This is a genomic window from Burkholderia arboris (assembly GCF_038723655.1).
GTDB lineage: Bacteria > Pseudomonadota > Gammaproteobacteria > Burkholderiales > Burkholderiaceae > Burkholderia > Burkholderia arboris.
The window spans coordinates 2,356,227-2,375,377 of sequence record NZ_CP109822.1; the positions used below are offsets into that span (position 1 = coordinate 2,356,227).

A 19,151-nucleotide genomic window follows, 5' to 3' on the forward strand; every position below is an offset into this window, starting at 1 on the left:
AAATGCCTCTCCTGTCATGTCCCTTTCGCTCCTTCCGTGCGCCACGATCTGGATCGCCCTGTTCGCGGCCGCCGCATTCGCCTGGCATCGCCCGCTGCATGGCCTGAGCATCGGCCTCGCCGCGCTCGGCTATGCGGGCGCGCTGGCGTTCGGCCAGCTCGCGCCGGTCACGCTGGCACCGCTCGCGCTGCTGGTTGCGGCGGCCTGGGGCGTATTGCCCGAACGCCCGTTCGCGGTGCGCATCGCCGCGCACCTCGTCTTTGCCGCGCTCGCGATCGCGCTGAGCCTGCACCTGCTTCCCGGCTTCCACAATCCGCGCGTGATCGCGCCGACGCGCTTCACGCCGGACGCCGTACCGTTCACGATGTACCTGAATTTCGACAAGCCGCTCGTCGCCCTGTGGCTGCTGTGGGTGCTGCCGTGGGTCGCCCCCGACGTCGCACTGTCGCGCGCGCTGCGCACCGGCGTGGTCGCGGCCGTCGCAACGGCCGCCGCGTGCCTGGCGGGCGCACTCGCGATCGGGATGGTCGGCTGGGCGCCCAAGTGGCCGCCGTCGGGCTGGCTATGGCTCGTCAATAACCTGCTGCTGGTCACGCTCGCCGAGGAAGCCCTGTTCCGCGGCTACGTGCAAGGCGGGCTGACGCGCGCGCTCCGCGCCTACGCGTGGGGCCCGTGGGCCGCGCTCGCGACGGGCGCGGTGCTGTTCGGGGCCGCCCATGCGGCCGGCGGCTGGCAATGGATCGTGCTCGGCACGGTGGCCGGCGTCGGCTATGGCCTCGCGTGGCGACGCGGCGGCCTGCTCGCCGCCGCCACCGCGCATGCGGGGCTGAACGTCGTCCATTTCGGGCTGTTCACCTACCCGATGCTCGCCGCTGCGCACTGAGCGCGGCGCGAGCGTCGCCCGCGCGGCCGCTCAGTTGAACCCGGCGACCGCGTGCGGCACGTATGGACGTTCGAGCGTGGCGATTTCGTCGTCGGTCAGCTGCAGCTCGAGCGCGCCGAGTGCATCGTCCAGTTGCTGCGGCTTCGAGATGCCGACGATCGGCGCGGTCACGCCGCGCTTCTGCGCGACCCACGCCAGCGCAACCTGCGCCCGCGGCACGTTGCGCGCGGCGGCAATCGCCGCGACGGCCTCGACGACCGCCTTGTCGGCTTCCGCCGTCGCGTCGTACAGCCGCAGGCCGACTTCGTCCTTCTGCTGGCGTTCCGACGATTCGTCCCAGTTGCGCGTCAAGCGCCCGCGCGCGAGCGGGCTCCACGGAATCACCGCGATGCCTTCGTCCGCGGACAGCGGCAGCATTTCGCGCTCCTCTTCCCGATACAGCAGGTTCAAGTGGTTCTGCATGCTGACGAAGCGGGTCCAGCCGTTCTGTTTCGAAATATGCAGCGCCTTCGCGAATTGCCACGCGAACATCGACGATGCGCCGATATAGCGTGCCTTGCCGGCCTTCACGACGTCGTGCAGCGCCTCGAGCGTCTCCTCGATCGGCGTGCCGTAGTCCCAGCGGTGGATCTGGTAGAGGTCGACGTAGTCGGTACCGAGCCGCTTCAGGCTCTGGTCGATGTCGGTCATGATCGCCTTGCGCGACAGGCCGGCGCCGTTCGGCCCCGGTCGCATCCGGTAGAACACCTTGGTCGCGATCACGACGTCGTCGCGCTTCGTGAAATCGCGCAGCGCGCGGCCGACGATCTCCTCCGACGTGCCGTCCGAATACATGTTCGCGGTGTCGAAGAAGTTGATGCCGGCTTCGACCGCCCGCTGGATGATCGGGCGGCTCTCCGCTTCCGGCAGCGTCCACGGGTGCGTGCCGCGCAACGGCTCGCCGAACGTCATGCAACCCAGCACCAGCTTCGACACGTCCAGCCCGGTCGACCCGAATTTCACGTATTCCATTGCACGCCTCGCCACTCAAGTTGGGTTTGCGGCGACATGCGCATCGCGCATCCGCCGGACGTCGCATGGTATCCCGCAGGGCACAAACGCGTACGGCACGTGCACGCGCGCAGGCTGCGTGAAAGGATGAACCGGGACGGCCCGTTACTTGGCCTGGTCGGCGATCGGCTGCAGAAACGCGGAGAAGCCGGTCAGCATGATCTGCACGCCGATGCACAGCAGCAGGAACGCCGACACGCGCTTCGCAACCTTGGTCCCTTCGCTGCCGAGGTAGCGCGCAAGCAGCGCGGAGCGGCTGTAGACCTGCCAGATCACGACCGCGACGAGCACGGAGACGGCGATCGACACGATGCTCGACAGCATGAACTCCGACAGCTTGTGCGTGCGGTTCGCGTTCAGCGCGATCGCGGTCGCGATCGAGCCGGGCCCGACCGTCAGCGGCACCGTCAGCGGGAAGAACGCGCGCGTCATGATCGCGTTCGCGTCGATCGGCTTGACCGGCGTGTCGCCGCCGCCCGGGCCGTCGGGTTCGTTCAGCATCTGCCAGCCGGCCACGGCGACCGCGAAGCCGCCGCCGATCCGCAGCGCTTCCATCGAGATCCCGAAGAAATGCAGCACCGGCGTGCCGGCGAAGAACGCCACCAGCAGCACGACGAACGAGTTGAACGCAACCTTCCTCGCGAGCAGGTCGCGCTCATGCTCGGTCAGCGCCTCGGTCCGTTCGAGAAACAGGAATGCGATACCGATCGGATTGATGATGCCGATCAGGCCGGTGAAGCCGAACAGGATCTCGGAGATAAGGCGGTTGACGATCATCGGGCGAAGCATCGGTCAGGGCTGGGCCGGCAGCGCGCCGGGGGTCACGCATTGTAGAGCAAGCGCCCGGGCCCGAGACGCAAATTGCGGCCGGGCCCGGCTCGCCGTCGATCGTCGTCGTCCTGCCTTACTCGGCGCCCGCCTCCCAGGCCGGCGGCCGCTTCGCGAAAAAGGCCGCGAAGCCTTCCTTCGCCTCCGGCGTCGCCCGCATGCGGGAGATCGTCTGCGCGGTGAATGCCGCGCGCGCGTCCGACGGCGGATACTCGCCGATCGCATCGAAAAAGCGCTTGATCTCCATCAGCGCGTTCGGGCCGTTGCGGCCCAGCTCGACGAGCGTCCGGTCGAGCGTTTCGTCGAGCGCATCGAGCGGCACGGCCTGGTGGATCAGGCCGATCGCGACGGCTTCGGCGGCGGCAAGCTGAGTCGCGGTCAGCGCGAGCCGGCGCGCCTGGCGCTGGCCGACCGCCTCGACCAGATACGGGCCGATCACGGCCGGCAGGATCCCGAAGCGGGCCTCGCTGACCGAAAAGCGCGCGTGGTCGCTTGCAATCACGATGTCGCAGGCCGCGCACAGGCCGACGCCGCCGCCGAACGCGTGGCCCTGCACGCGTGCGACCGTGGGTTTCGGGCACTGCCGGATCGCGTGCATCATCGCAGCAAACCGCTCGGCGTCGCGCAGGTTCGCGGCTGCGTCGTTCGCGCTCGCGCGCTGCATCCACTGCAGGTCGGCGCCCGCGCAAAATGCACGGCCGTCCGAACGCAGCACGATCGCGCGCACGTCGTCGCGCCGGCCGAGCGTCGTGAACGCATCGGTCAGCTCGGCGATCATCGTCTCGTCGAACGCGTTCAGCACGTCGCCGCGCTGCAGCGCGACGGTCGCGATGCCGCGCGCATCGACCGTGACGGCCAGGGTCTTCAATCCATCCATCGAACAGGTTTCCTCGGGTAGAACGGCAAACATCGGGCTCAGGCGGCCTGGCGGCGGTCGATCACGCGCCGCGCCTTGCCGGTCGCGGTCGCGGGAATCCCGCCGGCCGCCAGCACCGTCACGCCGGACGACACGCCGACCATCGTCTTGATCCGGTGCTGCAACTCGCGCGCAAGCGCCGCGCGATCGCCGTCGGTGACGGACGCCGCCATCTCGGAGCGCAGCTCGACCGCGAGGTCGAGACGGTCCATGTGACCGTCGCGCGACAGCGTGATCTGGAACTGGCCCGACAGTTGCGGCAGCGCAACGACGATCTCTTCGATCTGGCTCGGGAACACGTTCACGCCGCGCACGATCAGCATGTCGTCGGAGCGGCCCGTGACCTTCGCGAGCCGGCGCATCGCGCGTGCGGTCGGCGGCAGCAGCGCGGTGAGATCGCGCGTGCGGTAGCGGATCACCGGCATCGCCTCCTTCGTCAGCGACGTGAACACGAGCTCGCCCTGGCTGCCGTCGGGCAGCACTTCGCCCGTGACGGGATCGATGATCTCCGGGTAGAAATGGTCTTCCCAGATCACCGGGCCGTCCTTCGTCTCGACGCATTCGCACGCGACGCCCGGGCCCATCACTTCCGACAACCCGTAGATGTCGAGCGCATCGATGCCGACGCGCGTCTCCACTTCCTCGCGCAGCGCCTGCGTCCACGGCTCGGCGCCGAAGATGCCGATCTTCAGCGACGACTCGGCCGGGTCCATCCCCTGCCGCACCATCTCGTCGATCAGGTTCAGCATGTACGACGGCGTGACCAGGATGATCTTCGGCTCGAAATCGCGGATCAGCTGCACCTGCTTCTCGGTCTGCCCGCCCGACATCGGCACGACCATGCAGCCGAGCCGCTCCGCACCGTAATGAATCCCGAGGCCGCCCGTGAACAGGCCATAGCCGAACGCGTTGTGCAGCGTGTCGCCCGGGCGGCCGCCGGCCGCGCGGATCGAGCGCGCGGTCACGTTCGCCCATGTATCGATGTCGCGCGCGGTGTAGCCGACCACGGTCGGCTTGCCGGTCGTGCCGCTCGACGCATGGACGCGCACGACCTGCTCGCGCGGCACCGCGAAGAGCCCGAACGGATAGTTGTCGCGCAGGTCGTTCTTCGTCGAGAACGGGAATTTCGCGAGATCGGCGAGCGATTTCAGGTCGTCCGGATGCACGCCGGCCGCGTCGAACGTGCGGCGATAGTGCGGGACGTTGTCGTACGCGTGGCGCAGCGACCACTTGAGGCGCTCGAGCTGCAGCGCCTGCAGTTCGTCGCGGCTGGCGGTCTCGATGGGCTCGAGGGCGGCGGCGGGATGCGTCGGGTGAGTCATCGGGGTGCTCCTCCAATGGAGTGATGTCGTTTTCGTGTTCGGTGTGACCGGGGCCTGTTCCCGCCAATGCAAGTCCGTGATGAGCGGGAACAGGCCCTGGCGGTTAGGACCGGAACGTGCGGCCGGCCGCGTGCAGCGCGGCGAGGCGCGGCGACACGCGATAGCGGTCCTCGCCGTAGCTCGCCGCCAGGTTCGACAGCACGCGATGCACGCGGCCGATGCCGATCGCATCGGCCCACGCGAGCGGGCCGCACGGGTAGTTCACGCCCTTCTCCATCGCGAGATCGAGATCGGCGGGCGAGCACACGCCCTGGTTCACCGTGTCGGCCGCCTCGTTCGCGAGCATCGCGACGGTGCGCATCGCGACCATCCCCGGCACGTCGGCGACGCCGACGACGCGGAAGCCCGCTTGCTGGAACAGGCCGACCGCGTCCGCATATGCCGCGTCGCTGCACTGGAGCGCGCGCGTCAGTGCGACGAGCCCGGCCTGCGCGTAATCGCGCGCAAGATCGACGAGCACGAGATCGGCCACGCCCGTTTGCGCGGCACGGGCGGTGGCCGCCCGGCCGTCCGTCAACGCGATCGACGCGCGGCCGGCCGTGGCGAGCAGGTCGTCCGGCTGCGCGCCGGCCTGCCGGGCGCCGGCGATACGTTCGGCGAAGCGTGCATGCAACGCGGCAGCCGGACCGTCCTGCGCAAACAGCACGACGTCGGCCGGCGCGTCGCGCGGCGGTTCGAGATCGGGTGCGGGCGGCGGCGCGCCGTCTGCATACGCATAGAAGCCGCGCCCCGACTTGCGCCCGAGGAAGCCCGCATTCACGAGTTCCTGCTGGATCAGCGACGGCGTGTAGCGCGGATCGTTGAAATACGCGCGGAACACCGATTCGGTGACGGCGAAGTTCACGTCGTGGCCGATCAGGTCCATCAGCTCGAACGGCCCCATCCGGAAGCCGCCGGCTTCGCGCATCACCGCGTCGATCGAGGCCGGCGTGCCGCCCTGCTCGTTCAGCACACGCAGCGCCTCCGCGTAGTACGGCCGTGCGACGCGGTTCACGATGAAACCCGGCGTCGATTTCGCCATCACGGGCCGCTTGCCCCACGCGGCGGCAGTCGCATGGAGCGCCTGCGCGACACCGGGCGCGGTCGCGAGCCCGCTGACCACCTCGACGAGCGCCATCAGCGGCGCCGGATTGAAGAAATGCAGGCCGGCGACGCGTTGCGGCACGCGCAGCCCGGCCGCGATCGACGTGATCGAGATCGACGACGTGTTGGTCGCCAGCACGCACGCGTCGTCGACATGGCGTTCGAGCGTCGCGAAGATCTCGCGCTTCACGTCGAGCCGCTCGGCCGCCGCCTCGACGATCAGCGCGGCGCCCGCGAAGTCGCCCAGCGCGCGCACTGCACGGATCCGGTTGCCGGCCGCGTCGGCCTGCGCCGGTTCGAGCCGGCCTTTCTCCGCGAGTCGCGCGAACTGCGCGCGAATGCCGGCGAGCGCCTTGTCGCACGCCGCTTCGTTCAGGTCGTACAGCAGCACCGTGTGGCCGGCCGCGGCTGCGACCTGCGCAATGCCTGCGCCCATCGCGCCGGCGCCGATCACGCCGACGACGGACGACGGCGCCAGCGCGCCCGAGTTCACCGATTGTGCAGAGGAAACAGCCATCGCTTGCGATCCGTCATGAAGTGGAAGTGCGGCCTATTATAAACCGACCGGTCGGTAGATTTATGTCAGGGCGAGCCCGAATTTGTCGTGCAAGAGCGCGTTACGGAAACTGCAAAGGTAAAAAAATTGGAAGATCAGGGCACTTTTTGTAAACCGAAAGGTCAACGTAAGCGTTCGAATATGAGATAGTGACCCCCGAACGCCTGATAAAATTCGACAAACCGCCGGATTTCAGGGGGAAACCGCGTGTCACGCCGCCACCGCCGTCCACCGCCCGCCGCCCTCTCCGGGGCGGAACCGAGCCTCCGGCCCGCGCGTCGTCGCGTGTGCTTGCCTCGCCGTCTGCGGGCAGCTGCATCGAACCGTTTCATCCAGCGACGGGCTTCAGCCCGCCCGCGCCCCTCGCCGCCTCACGGCAGCGAACCCAGGGCAGCACCGTTGCGTGCTGCCACCCTTCGGTTTCATCGTCCTCGTTCGGCGGATAGTACGGCCGGGCTTCGTCAACCCGTGACGGCGCGTCGCGCGCCGCCACTCGCATAAGGAAACCCTCCATGCCGCTCTCGTCCAACCAGCTCCCGCGCTGGACCCTCTGGGCCCCGCTTGCCGCCTGGCTGGTACTCGCGCTGTCGCGCGTCGTGCCGGCCGAAGGTCTCGTCATCGCGGTGTTCGCTGTCGCGCTCGCCGGCGCCGTGTTCGCCGCCGTCCACCATGCGGAAGTCGTCGCGCACCGCGTCGGCGAACCGTTCGGCACGCTCGTGCTCGCGGTCGCCGTGACCGTCATCGAGGTCGCGCTGATCGTGTCGGTGATGCTCGGCGCGGGCCCCGAGAAATCGGGCCTCGCACGCGACACCGTGTTCGCCGCCGTGATGATCATCTGCAACGGCATCGTCGGCATCTGCCTGCTGGTCGGCGCGTGGAAACACGGCGAACAGGACTTCCAGGGACGCGGCGCGAGCAAGGCGCTCGCGGTACTCGCGTCGCTGTCGGTGCTGTCGCTCGTGATGCCGAACTACCTGAGCGCCGCGCCGGGCCCGTTCTTTTCGAAATCTCAGCTCGCGTTTGCCGGCGTTTCGTCGCTCGTGCTGTACGGCGCATTCGTGTTCGTCCAGACCGTGCGCCACCGCGACTACTTCCTCGCCGCGCACGACAGCGCGAACGAGTCGGTGCACGCCGCGGCGCCGAGTACGCGTACCGCCATCATCAGCATGATCCTGCTGTTCGTGAGCCTCGTCGCGGTCGTGCTGCTCGCGAAGCTGCTGTCGCCGGCGGTCGAGCACGCCGTGCTGAAGCTTGGCGCGCCCGAAGCCGCGGTCGGCATCGTGATCGCCGCGCTCGTGCTGCTGCCGGAAGGGCTCGCGGCCGTCACCGCCGCGCGTGCGAACCGGCTGCAGACCAGCATGAACCTCGCGCTCGGTTCGGCGCTCGCGAGCATCGGGCTCACGATCCCGACCGTCGCGGCCGTGTTCATCTGGGTCGGCCAGCCGCTCACGCTCGGCATCGGGCCGATGGAAACCGTGCTGCTGGCGCTGACCTTGCTGGTCAGCACGCTGACGCTCAGCCAGGGGCGCACGACGGTGCTGCACGGCGTCGTGCACTTGTCGCTGTTCGCCGCGTACCTGTTCCTGTCGATCACGCACTGACGCCCGAAAACGCGCGGCCCGGCGGATCACGCCGCCGGGCCGCGTTTTTTTTCGCCCCTTCACCCGCGTTCGTTCACGTCACGCCATCGTTACCGGACCGGAATCACCAGATGCTGGCCCGCCAGGATCAGGTTCGGGTTCGCGAGGTTGTTGCGGCGCTGGATCTCGCGATAGCGCTGGCCGCTGCCGAGCTTGCTCGCCGCGATCAGGTTCAGCGTGTCGCCCGCCTTCACCACATACGTGTGCTCGCCCGATGCGGCCGCGGTCGTCACCGCCTGGTCGCTGACGAAGTACTTGCGCAGCAGCTCGAGATACTGCGGCGACTGCTTGAGCTTCGCGATCGCGGCGTTCAGGTAGATCAGCAGGTCCTGGTCGTCGGCGCGCACGCCGATCTTGTACGCGATGTTCGAGCCGTCGAGCTTGGTCACCGCGAATTTCAGGTCGGTGCCCTTGATCGAGCTGACCGCGAACGGGTAGTCGTAGATGAACGCGTCGACCGTATGGCCGTCGAGGCTCTTCGCGATGAACGCCGGATCGGAATCGTCGACTTCGACGAAATGCACGTTCGGGTACTGGCGCGTGACGAACGCGCGCACATCGGGGTCGCCCTTCAGGATGCCGACCGTCTTGCCGGCGAGATCGTCGGTCGAGCGGATCGCCGAGCCTTGCCGCACGATCAGCGAATAGCCGAAATCGTCGACGTACGGCACCGAATAGACGACGCCGGCCGGCGCGTTGTCCGGGAACGTCAGCCCGTCCATCGCGACGTCGACCACGTGGTTCCCCTTCGCATCGGTATCGAGCAGTTGCTTCGGCACGCCCGGGTACGTGTCGACCTCGTGACGCGTATCGACGACGACCGGCTTGCCGCCGTGCGAGAACGACGGATCGGCGAACAGGAGCCGCGCGAACTCGACGTTGAAGCCGTGCGGTGCGCCCTTGTCCTCGCCGAAGAACGGCTCGCTCGGGTTCTGCACCGAGATCCGGACGATGCCGTTTTCGGCAATCGATTTCAGCGTGCTGGCCTGCGGCGTGAAGCCGGCCGGCAGCACATTGGCCGACGGCGGCGTCTGCGCGGGCTGGCCGGTGTCGCCACTTTGCGCGGCCGTCGTGGACGGCGCCGCATCATGCGCGGGAATCAGCGTCGACAGGCCGCCCTGATGCACGATCCATACGCCGACGAGCACGACCAGAAACGCAACTGCGCCAAGAAGTTTTTTCATGGTTGAGGGCCTGCGGGAAGTTATTGTTGTTTCGACGGCAACTGCGCGGGGTTCGCCGCGTCGAGGCCGGGGGCGTGGCCGCCGTTCATCACCGCCTGCTGCTGCGCCTGCTTGACCTCGGGGTTATCCATCAGCGACGTCTCCATCTCGGAGAACGCCTTGTTGACCGAGCGCATGACCGAATCGACGGCCACGTCGGTCTTGATCTGCTCGAACGTATCGGACGCCTGCCGGCCCGCGAGCTTGTTCATCTGCTGCGCCGCCTGCGACATGTCCCACATCGCCTTCGCGCGGTCGATCGCCGACGCGAAGTTCTTCAGTTCGGCCTGCACCTGCTTGTAGCGGCCTTCGCGGAACGCGAGCAGCTGCTTCATCGTGTCGAGCTGCGACCGGAAGCGCGGCGCGTCGTCCGGGTACTGCTTCTCGAACAGCTCCGTCTTGTTCTCGAAGTTCTTCACCTCGGTGCGAAACGCGGTGATGCTGTCCGCGAACTTCTGCGCGGCCTGGCGCTTTTCCGCGAGCTGGTTGATCAGCGTCTCGATCGGATTCGCCTGCGCCTCCTCGACGATCATCTTCACCTTCTGGTTCGCGAACTTCATCGCGACGACCGGCGCGAAATAGATCGCGCCGAGACCGATCACGCCCGCCGTGACCAGCGCAATCACGCCCTTCAGGATGAACAGCGCGGCCGGCGCCGCGATCGCGACGCCGGCAATGATGATCGCCCACTTGACCAGCTTGACCTTGCCACTCCCCGAACTGCCGTTTGCTTCATTCGAAAGCTGCGACATGAGTTTTTCTCCTTGAACCTCGAACCGAACTGCGTACGTGTGCTTTTTCAAGCTCAACCGAAATGCTTCGGACTCCGGTGCCGCCTGGCAGTCAGGAAAGCCGGCGGCGCAATACAAGGACGGGCGCGTGCGGACGTCACGAGACGCCGGTGTAGGCGCCGGTCGGGATGCGGTGATCGGGGGCAGCGTGCGGCGGGGCGATGCGGCAGGCCGGATCGGCGCCGTTCATCGGCGCGGCCAGCGCGCGGACGGGAAAGTGTACCGAGGCACGGTACGAAACGGGATGACGGATACGTGACGCGACGGGCGTCGGGTGAAGCGTTGTTCCGGCGTGCGGACCGATGCCGCGCCGGTATTCCGGTACGAGGGCGTAAAGGCTCATCGTTGTTCTTTTGCGTGTCGCGGGTGCAGGAACCGCGCGGCCGGCGCGTCCCGCTCCAAATGCACGGACGTATCCTGCGCCGACCGGCATGCAGCGTCAAGCGGTCGCCGCAGTGCGTTGCCTTTCGCAATTGAAAACGTGCGCGCGACGTCAGCTTTCAGAATCGCAAGGATTCCGGTGGTACCGGGACGCGCCCTGCTCGATCAGGATTGCTTGTCGTCACGATGCGACCGGCTTCCGGATCGAAAGCTTGTTACGTAGCGGCATCGAAGCCGGTGTCTGCGTGAAATCCGTAAAGCGCAGCCGCGTTGTCGACCAGGATCGCCCGGGCAAGCGCATCGTCGGCCGTGCAATCGTGCAACCAGCCGAGCAGGCCGGCATCGTCGGGCAGCGGCGACGCGTTCGGGTGCGGCCAGTTGCTGCCCCACACGCAGCGTGCCGAATGGCCGCGCGCCAGCACGGCGGCAAGGCACGCGACATCGTCGTAGCCCGGCGCGCCGGATTGCGACGTCTCGTATGGCGCGGACAGCTTCACCCACACGTGGCCACGATCGAGCAGGCGTCGCAGGGCGAGAAAAGCCGGCGCATCCGGTGCGACGGGCGTCAGGAACTTGCCCGTGTGATCGATCACGACGCGTGCCGGCAGCCGCGCCAGCGTCCGCTCGATCCCGGGCAGTGTGCGGCCATCGATCTGCAGGTCGACATGCCAGCCGAGCGGTGCGATCCGCGCCGCCATCCGCTCCAGATCGTCCCAGCGCGCGATGCCGCCCGGCAGCATCATGAACCGCACGCCGCGCATGCCCGCGGCATGCAGACGTTCCAGCTCGGCATCGGGTACGTCGACCGGCAACGTCGCGACGCCGCGCGCCTGCGGGCCGAACGCCGCCAGCGCGTCGAGCGTGCATCGGTTGTCGGCGCCATAGCCGGTCGGCTGCACGATCACCACGCGTGCGAAACCGAGCGCTCGCTGCACGCGGCGATACGCGTCCACCGGCGCATGCGGCGGCCGGAACGTCGCCGTCGGTGCGAGCGGATACGCATCGTCGTAGATGTGGATATGGCAATCGCACGCATCCGGGAACGGCATGCCGCCGGCGCGGCGCGTCATCGTGCCCCCGGTTCGACGGATGCGTTCGTCGCGCACCAGCGCGCGAGCCGCGTCGCCTGCGCGGCGTTGACGGCGCCGTCCGGCACGCGCCCGGCGAGCAGCGCGGCAAGCTGGTCGACCGTTTCCAGCGCCTGATGCTCGACCGCCGGCAGCGTCAACCCGCCGATATGCGGGGTCGCGATGACGTTCGGATGCGCGGCAAGCGCGGGCGTCGGCATCTGGTCCGCCGCACGGCCGACGTCGAGCGCGCAACCGGCCAGCCGGCCGCCGGCGAGTGCGTCGACCAACGCCTGCTCGTCGACGAGTTCGCCGCGCGACGCATTGATGAAACAGGCGCCCGGCTTCATCGCGGCGAATGCGTCCGCGTCGATCAGGTTCGCGGTCGCCGACGTAGCCGGCGCGAGACAGACGACGAAATCCGCATCGCCCAGCAAGGCGGCAAGGGCGACCTGTTCAAGCGGCGGCGCATCGACACGCACGTACGGATCGCTGACGAGCACACGCATCCCGAGCGCCGTCGCGACCGGTGCGAGATGGCGCGCGATCTGCCCGTAGCCGATCAGGCCCAGCGTGCTGCCGCGCAATTCGCGCCCCATCCGCGGTACCGGCGGTGCGCCACGGTGGTAGGCATCCGCATAGCGGCCGATGCCGCGCGCGAGATCGATCATCACGCCGACTGCCCACTCCGCGACGGCCGGCGCGAAACCGGGGCTTGCCTGCGTGACCAGCACGCCGAACGCGCTTGCCGCGGCGACGTCGACCGTGCGAATGTCGACCGCGCAACGCAGGAACGCGGCGAGCGCCGGCAGCCCCTCGAACAGCGCGCGAGGCGCAGGGGTTTGCCGGTACGCGATGATCGCGTCGCACCCCTGCGCGGCGACAATCAGTTCGTCCGTGCCGAGTTCGCGATCGAGCGGGTTGCAGGTGACGTCCGCGATCGCACCCAGCGCGCGCAGCGCCCTGGCGCCGAAGTAATGGTCGATCATCCCGGCCGGATGGGTGACGTAGACGCGCGTCATGCGTGATCTCCTCCCGGGCCGGCCACGCGCGGCGGCGGCGCCACCGACGCGCGCTCCACGAGCGTCACGCCCGCGAACACGCATTGCCCGGGCGCGGACGGTGCGTCGCCCTCCTGCCGCATCACGCGCCGCACCATTTCCTCGGCCATTTCCGTGACGGGCAGTTGCACCGTGGTCAGCGCCGGCCACGAGATCGCCGACAGGAAATGACCGTCCATCCCGATGACGGACACGTCGTCCGGCACGCGCAGCCCGCCGTCGCGCAGCCCGGCCATCAGGCCGAGCGCAAACAGGTCGTTGACCGCGACGATGCCGGTCGGCCGCGCCGGATCGGCCGCGAGCCCGACGCCGAGCGCACGCCCGACATCGACGATCACCGAGTCCCCGTATTCGTTGGCGGGGCCGCCGTCGAGCACGCGCGCCTGTGTGGCGCCGCCCGCATCGCGTGCCGCGGCCAGAAAACCGCGGATCTTGTCGCTGCGGCTCACCGTGATGCCGGCGACCGTCGCGAACGCGAGCCGCGTATGCCCCGCATCGACGAGACGGCGCGTCGCGAGCCGCGCGGCCGCCTCGTTGTCGGCCGTCACGTGGTCGACCTTCGACTGTTCGCCGGGTGTCGCGCGGCGGTCGTAGCTGACGACCGTCATCCCGCGTTCGGCGGCCCGTTCGAGGTGACTTTCGTCGGCGAGCGACGAGATCACGATCACGCGCCGCACGCCATGCGCGTACAGGTCGTCGAAGAACGACGCCTCCTTGCCCGCATCGCGATACGTGTTGCCGATCAGCACGCGATGACCATACCGTTCCTGCGCGCAGGTCTCGACCTCGCGTGCGATATAGCCGTACATCGGGTTCGCCATCGACGGCACCAACAGCCCGACGAGCGGCGTCTGCCCCGTCTTGAGCTGGCGCGCGAGCGTGCTCGGCCGGTACTGCAGCGCGTCCATCGCGGCCTTCACGCGTTCGAGCGTTTCCGGCTTCATCTGGTCGGTGCGCCCGTTGAGCACGTTCGAAACCGTGCTGACCGAAACCGCCGCCTGACGGGCCACGTCCTGAATCGTACTCATGTCGTCTTGCATAGAACGGGCTACAGGCCGAACCGGGCCGGCAGCCACAATGAAAACGCCGGTGCGAAGATCAACGCCACCAGGGCAGCGAACAGCACCAGCAGGTATTTCACCATCGGCCGGGCCACCTGCCCGACCTCGGTGCCCGTGATCGCACAGGTCGTGAACAGACCGAGCCCGACAGGCGGCGCGAACAACCCGAGCCCCATCGCCACCACCACCACGGTGCCGAAATGCAGCGGGTTGATGCCGAGCTGCAGCGCGATCGGCGCGAGCAGCGGCCCGAAGATGATCAATGCTGGCGCGCCTTCGAGCACCGCGCCGAACACGATCATCAGCAGCGCCGACAGCAACAGGAACATCGTCGAGCCGTACTGATGACCAAACGCGGTCATTGTGCCCGAGACGAGGGTTGGAATCTGCTCGATCGACAGCGCGAACGACACGCTCGACGCGGCCGCGACGATGAACAGGATACCGCTCGCCATCGACGCGGCACGCACGAACACGCGCCCGACCGATCGCCACGTCAGTTCGCGGAACGCGAGCCAGCCCACGACGAGCGCGTAGACCACTGCGAACGCGGAGACTTCGGTCGACGTCGCGATGCCCGACGTCACGCCCTTGCCGATCATCGCAACCATGACCAGCGCGACGAGCGCACCGCCCACGAGCGGCAACCACGCGCGACGCTCCGCGAACACCTCGGCCACGTCGATCTTGCCCCCGGTGGCCACGGTCACGACCGCGAGCGACGCGGCCAGCACGGCCGCCGGCACGATCCCCGCGACGAACAGGCCGGCGATCGAAATGTTCGCGACGAAGCCCATGATGATCATGTTCACGCAAGGCGGGATCGTCTCGGCCATCACCGCGCTGCACGCGAGCAGCGCGGCGGTTTCGTTCGGGTCCTGCCGCGCGCGGCGCACCGCCGGCATCACGACGCCGCCCACCGCCGCGATGTCCGCCAGTTTCGATCCCGACACGCCGGAAAAGCAGGCCGTCGCGAAGATCACGATCAGGCCGAGCCCGCCGCGCACGCGCCCGAAGATCCGCAGCAGCAGCTCGACGAGCCGCGCGGACATCCCGTTCGACTCCATCAGCAGCCCCGCCAGCACGAAGAACGGAACCGCGAGCAGCACGAAGTGGTCGGCACCGGCCATCACCTGTTGCGAGTAGACGAGCAGCGGCAGCGTCGGATCGGCGAGGAAGTACAGCAACGCCGAAAACGCCAGCACGAAACCGATCGGCACACCGAGCACCAGCCCGCCGACGAAACCCGCGACCAGCAGCGCGCCCGGCGCGATCGCCCGCGCGGGCCACAGCGCGTTCCAGCCATACACGGCGGCCGCGAGCGCCGCGCAGCACACGAAGGTGCCGATCACGCGGCGCCGCGGCGCATTCAGCGCATTGGCGAGCGCGAATACCGTCATGAACAGCGCGCCGAACATCATCGGATAGCCGTTGATCCAGCCCGGCAGGCCGCCCGTCGTCATCTGGCCGTACGAGTCGGCGAGCAACTGGCACGACGACACCAGCAGATTCAGCGAGACGGCGGCCACGATCCAGTGACCGGCCTGGATCGACGCGCCCTGCCAGCGCGCCGGCAGCAGGCCGCGAAACACATCGATGCCGACATGCTGGCTACGCCCCAGCAACGTCGCCGCACCGAAGAACACCAGCACGATCATCAATGCGCTGGCCACCTCCTCGGCCCAGTCGACCGGGTCGTGCAGGAAATAGCGAAACACGACCGACACGAACACGACGAGCACGTCGACAGCCAGCACCGCGGCAGCCAGGTATTCGATCCAGCGCAGCGCCGCATCCAGCACGCGGGCGGCGCGATGCACCGGAAGGCCTGCGCCGGACGCCGGCGCGGCACTCGAGACGGAATGCAGGTCCATCGTTCAACCCCGCGCGGCGGCAATCGCCGGAAACAGCGGCGCAGTCGCCGGATACTGCTTCGCGAACCCGACATAGAGCCGGTCGTGCATCGTCTGCCGCAGCGCTACGCGCTCGGCATCGGCCAGCGGGTGAAACGACATGCCGCGCTGCTTCAGCGCCTGCTCCGCCTGCGCGGCTTTCTGCACGGCGATCGCGCGCTGCTGCACGGTCGCGTCGGCAACCGCACGGTCGAACGCCGCACGCAGGTTGGCCGGAATCCGGTCGAGCGCACGCCGCCCCATCACGACGGTCATCGCCGCAAACACGTGGTGCGATTGCCAGCACGACTTCACGATCTCGTCGAAGCGGCTCGCGAGCACCGTGGCGGGATCGTGTTCGAGACCATCGACGACACCCGTCTGCACGGCCATGTACAGCTCGCCGAACGGAATCGGCGTCGGCACCGCGCCCATCGCCTTGAAGGTATCCATGAACGCGGGCGTCGGCAGCCCGCGCAGCTTCGTCCCCTTCAGCCCCTGCAGCGCCGACACGGGCTGCTTCGTGAATACGCAGCGCCCGCCGAAATGCGAGCCCCAGGTCAGCACCGAACAACCGGCACGCTTTTGCAGCAGCGCGTTCAGGCTTGCACCGACCGGGCCGTCGAGCGTCTTCGCGACGTGCGCATAACTGTCGAACAGGTAGCCGAGATCGAGCATGCCGAGCTCCGGCGCGACCGTGGCCCAGATCGACGACCCCGCGATCATCATGTCGATCGCCCCGATCTTCACCTGCTGCACGACGTCGCTCTCCTTGCCGAGCTGGCTGTTCGGAAAGTAGTCGACCCGAATCGCGTCGCCCACACTCGCCTTCAGGTTCGCGGCAAGACGCTCGTACCACACGTAATGCGCGGCGTTCTGGTCGGCCGGCATCGACGACGCGCAGCGCAGCGTCACGACCGGCTGCGCGCGCACCGTTTCCGGCAAGCCGCCTGCGGCCGCGAGCGTCGCGGCGGACACCGTCTGCAGAAAGCGCCGCCGGGTGTAGGTTTTCATGGGCCGTCTCCTTTGCGATGGCGTCTCACGACGCGCTGTATCGATTTAGTGTATCGATACAGTAGTACGACGACCGATGAGAGAAAAATGAGGGTTTCCCCTGTCCAGGATGAAAATGCGTGAGTCGCCAGACCTGTTCCCAACCGGATTCGCGTGGAATCCGTGCAGTTTCCATGCATTCCGGATGAACTGAAAACGATTGAAGCCCGAGTTTTCAATTGTCAGACGACAGACTTTTCGGCCTGCGCAGACGCGCTGCGCAGGCTCATGCTCATGCGAGCAGGCGCGCCTAGACGCCCGCGTCGTCTGCGCTCTCGGTCAGAAACCGCTCGACCATCGCGTTGAACACCGGCAGCGCCGGATTGTCGTTGTCCGCTCGCCACGCGAGATACAGCTCGGCCGCCACGTTCACGCCCGCCAGCGGCCGGAACACCACGCCGTCCACGTGAAGCTCGCGCGCCGACGCCGGCACCAGCGCCGCGCCGAGCCCCGCGCGCACGAGGCCGAGGATCGTATGCGTCTGCCCGACGTAATGCAGGTAGTTCGGCAGCCGGCCTGCGCCTGCGAACATCCCCGAGATCATGTCGTGGAAGTACTTCCCCTCGTTCGGCGAATACGCGATGAACGGTTGCCGGTCGAGCTCGTCGGGGCCGATCTGCTCGTAGGCGGCAAGCGGCGCGCCTTCCGCGACCGCGACGAGCATCGGCTCGCGCTGCACGAGCCGGTATTCGAGCGGCTGGCGCGCGGCGCGCTGGCGCACGAAACCCGCGTCGAGCATCCGCGACGCGAGCGCATCGATCTGCACGGTCGACACCATCTCGCGCAATTCGACGTCGACGTCCGGCAGCGCATGCGCCGCGTGTGCAAGCAGCACCGGAATCATCCGGTACGCGCTGACGGCCGTGAAACCGAGCGTGATGCGGCCGGCCCCGCCGTGCGCGACGCGCTGCGCGGCCTGTTCGGCCCGTGCCGAGAATTCGAGGATGTGCCGCGCGTCGCGCAGGAAGCGCTCGCCGGCCGCGGTCAGGCTGACCTGCCGGCTGCTGCGCTCGAGCAGCGCGATGCCGAGCGCGTGTTCGAGCAGCTGGATCTGCCGGCTGAGCGGCGGCTGGGTCATGAAGAGCCGTTTGGCCGCGCGGCCGAAATGCAGTTCCTCGGCCACCGCGACGAAGCAGCGAAGCTGGTGCAGTTCAATCATCCAATTCTTGAATCAATCGATAGTCTTTTGATGTTAGACGCATATCGATGCGATTTCTATACTCGGTTCCACCTGATGCGCGGCCCGTGCCGCACGCGACGACCGAGACCTTCATGACCATCGACATCCTGCTGACCCAGCCGCTCCCCGACACCATCGACGCCGAACTGTCCGCCCGTTACGCGGTGCACCGGCTGTATGCGGCCGCGCAACCGGACGCGCTGCTCGATCGCGTGGCCTCGCGCATTCGCGGGGTCGTGACCGGCGGTGCGAACGGCCTGTCCGCCGCGCTGATGGACCGGCTGAGCGCGCTCGAAATCGTCGCGATCAGCGGCATCGGCACCGATGCGGTCGATCTCGACCGCGCCCGGTCGCGCGGCATCCACGTGACGACGACGCCCGACGTGCTGACCGACGACGTTGCCGACATGGCGCTGGGGCTGATCCTGATGACGTTGCGCGACCTCGGCGCCGGCGAGCGGATCGTGCGTGCCGGCCGCTGGGGCAAGGCAGCCCAGCCGCTCGCGACGCAAGTCACGGGCAAGCGGCTCGGCATCATCGGGCTGGGCCGCGTCGGGCGCGCGATCGCGCAGCGTGCGCAGGCGTTCCGGATGCCCGTCAGCTACTTCGGGCCGCGCGAGCATCGCGACAGCGGCTATCGCTACGTGCCCGACCTCACCGCACTCGCGCGCGACAGCGACGTGCTCGTGATCGCGGCATCGGCCGATCACGGCAACGTGCTCGTGACGGCCGACGTCCTCGCCGCACTCGGCTCCCAAGGATTCCTGATCAATGTCGCGCGCGGCAAGCTGGTCGACGAAGCCGCGCTCATACGCGCACTTGCCGACGGTACGATTGCCGGCGCCGGACTCGACGTCTTCGCGAACGAACCGCACGTGCCGGCCGCGCTGCTTGAACTCGACCGCGTCGTCGTTCAACCGCACCGCGCGAGCGCCACGCATGAAACGCGCGAAGAGATGGGCCGGATCGTGCTCGCCAACCTCGCCGCGTGCTTCGCTGGCCAGCGCCCGCCGACCAGCGTCACCGGCTGACCGCCGCGCGGCCGCACGGCCGGCATCCCCGTTACGACAACCGATGCTTCCGCGCGACGGAGGCCAGGAGACA

General features: G+C 68.2%; 16 protein-coding genes. 3 read left to right on the plus strand and 13 right to left on the minus strand.

The features are described from left to right. Positions 1-16: 16 nt before the first annotated feature. The gene (locus OHZ10_RS27830; protein WP_342705001.1) at positions 17-883 is read left to right on the plus strand and encodes a CPBP family intramembrane glutamic endopeptidase; all 867 of its coding nucleotides are present in this window, start codon (positions 17-19) and stop codon (positions 881-883) included. Between the two features lie 30 nt (positions 884-913). On the opposite strand, the gene OHZ10_RS27835 is transcribed toward OHZ10_RS27830, so the two are convergent. The 5 genes from OHZ10_RS27835 to OHZ10_RS27855 form a co-directional block, all read right to left on the minus strand. Further along, complete coding sequence (locus OHZ10_RS27835) at positions 914-1,894, minus strand: aldo/keto reductase (protein ID WP_342705002.1); 981 nt, start codon at positions 1,892-1,894, stop codon at positions 914-916. A gap of 144 nt (positions 1,895-2,038) precedes the next feature. Continuing rightward, positions 2,039-2,710, minus strand: coding sequence for a MarC family protein (locus OHZ10_RS27840; protein WP_059240354.1), 672 nt, complete (start codon positions 2,708-2,710; stop codon positions 2,039-2,041). 127 nt (positions 2,711-2,837) lie between these two features. After that, entirely contained in the window at positions 2,838-3,638 is an 801-nt protein-coding gene (locus tag OHZ10_RS27845; protein WP_342705004.1) for an enoyl-CoA hydratase-related protein, read from the minus strand. Positions 3,639-3,676: 38 nt separating this feature from the next. After that, positions 3,677-4,999, minus strand: a complete 1,323-nt coding sequence (paaK, locus tag OHZ10_RS27850; protein WP_342705006.1) for a phenylacetate--CoA ligase PaaK — start codon at positions 4,997-4,999, stop codon at positions 3,677-3,679. 103 nt (positions 5,000-5,102) lie between these two features. Next, entirely contained in the window at positions 5,103-6,659 is a 1,557-nt protein-coding gene (locus tag OHZ10_RS27855) for a 3-hydroxyacyl-CoA dehydrogenase (protein WP_342705008.1), read from the minus strand. A gap of 551 nt (positions 6,660-7,210) precedes the next feature. Here OHZ10_RS27855 and OHZ10_RS27860 point away from each other — a divergent pair. Continuing rightward, a complete protein-coding gene (locus OHZ10_RS27860; RefSeq protein WP_174991214.1) occupies positions 7,211-8,299 on the plus strand; it encodes a calcium:proton antiporter in 1,089 nt (362 codons plus the stop codon). An 89-nt stretch (positions 8,300-8,388) separates the two neighbouring features. On the opposite strand, the gene OHZ10_RS27865 is transcribed toward OHZ10_RS27860, so the two are convergent. From OHZ10_RS27865 to OHZ10_RS27900, 8 genes are all read right to left on the minus strand, one after another. Beyond that, positions 8,389-9,522: a transporter substrate-binding and LysM peptidoglycan-binding domain-containing protein gene (locus OHZ10_RS27865; RefSeq protein WP_174991215.1), complete on the minus strand. Its 1,134-nt coding sequence runs from the start codon at positions 9,520-9,522 to the stop codon at positions 8,389-8,391. A 20-nt stretch (positions 9,523-9,542) separates the two neighbouring features. Then, complete coding sequence (locus tag OHZ10_RS27870) at positions 9,543-10,313, minus strand: hypothetical protein (protein WP_059240342.1); 771 nt, start codon at positions 10,311-10,313, stop codon at positions 9,543-9,545. Between the two features lie 635 nt (positions 10,314-10,948). Beyond that, positions 10,949-11,803 carry an amidohydrolase family protein gene (locus tag OHZ10_RS27875; RefSeq protein WP_342705011.1) on the minus strand — a complete coding sequence of 285 codons (855 nt, stop codon included), beginning with the start codon at positions 11,801-11,803 and terminating at the stop codon, positions 10,949-10,951. Continuing rightward, a complete protein-coding gene (locus OHZ10_RS27880; protein ID WP_342705013.1) occupies positions 11,800-12,822 on the minus strand; it encodes an NAD(P)-dependent oxidoreductase in 1,023 nt (340 codons plus the stop codon). The genes OHZ10_RS27875 and OHZ10_RS27880 overlap by 4 nt, the downstream gene beginning before the upstream one ends. Beyond that, complete coding sequence (locus OHZ10_RS27885; RefSeq protein WP_174991218.1) at positions 12,819-13,901, minus strand: LacI family DNA-binding transcriptional regulator; 1,083 nt, start codon at positions 13,899-13,901, stop codon at positions 12,819-12,821. Before OHZ10_RS27885 ends, OHZ10_RS27880 begins: the two co-directional genes overlap by 4 nt. A gap of 8 nt (positions 13,902-13,909) precedes the next feature. After that, positions 13,910-15,796: a TRAP transporter large permease subunit gene (locus OHZ10_RS27890; protein ID WP_342705014.1), complete on the minus strand. Its 1,887-nt coding sequence runs from the start codon at positions 15,794-15,796 to the stop codon at positions 13,910-13,912. A 3-nt stretch (positions 15,797-15,799) separates the two neighbouring features. Beyond that, positions 15,800-16,828: a TRAP transporter substrate-binding protein gene (locus tag OHZ10_RS27895; RefSeq protein ID WP_342705015.1), complete on the minus strand. Its 1,029-nt coding sequence runs from the start codon at positions 16,826-16,828 to the stop codon at positions 15,800-15,802. Positions 16,829-17,117: 289 nt separating this feature from the next. Further along, positions 17,118-18,026, minus strand: coding sequence for a LysR substrate-binding domain-containing protein (locus OHZ10_RS27900; protein ID WP_059240340.1), 909 nt, complete (start codon positions 18,024-18,026; stop codon positions 17,118-17,120). Between the two features lie 113 nt (positions 18,027-18,139). Between OHZ10_RS27900 and OHZ10_RS27905 the strand changes: the two genes are divergently transcribed. Continuing rightward, positions 18,140-19,078 carry a 2-hydroxyacid dehydrogenase gene (locus OHZ10_RS27905; RefSeq protein ID WP_342705016.1) on the plus strand — a complete coding sequence of 313 codons (939 nt, stop codon included), beginning with the start codon at positions 18,140-18,142 and terminating at the stop codon, positions 19,076-19,078. The last annotated feature ends 73 nt before the right edge of the window (positions 19,079-19,151 follow it).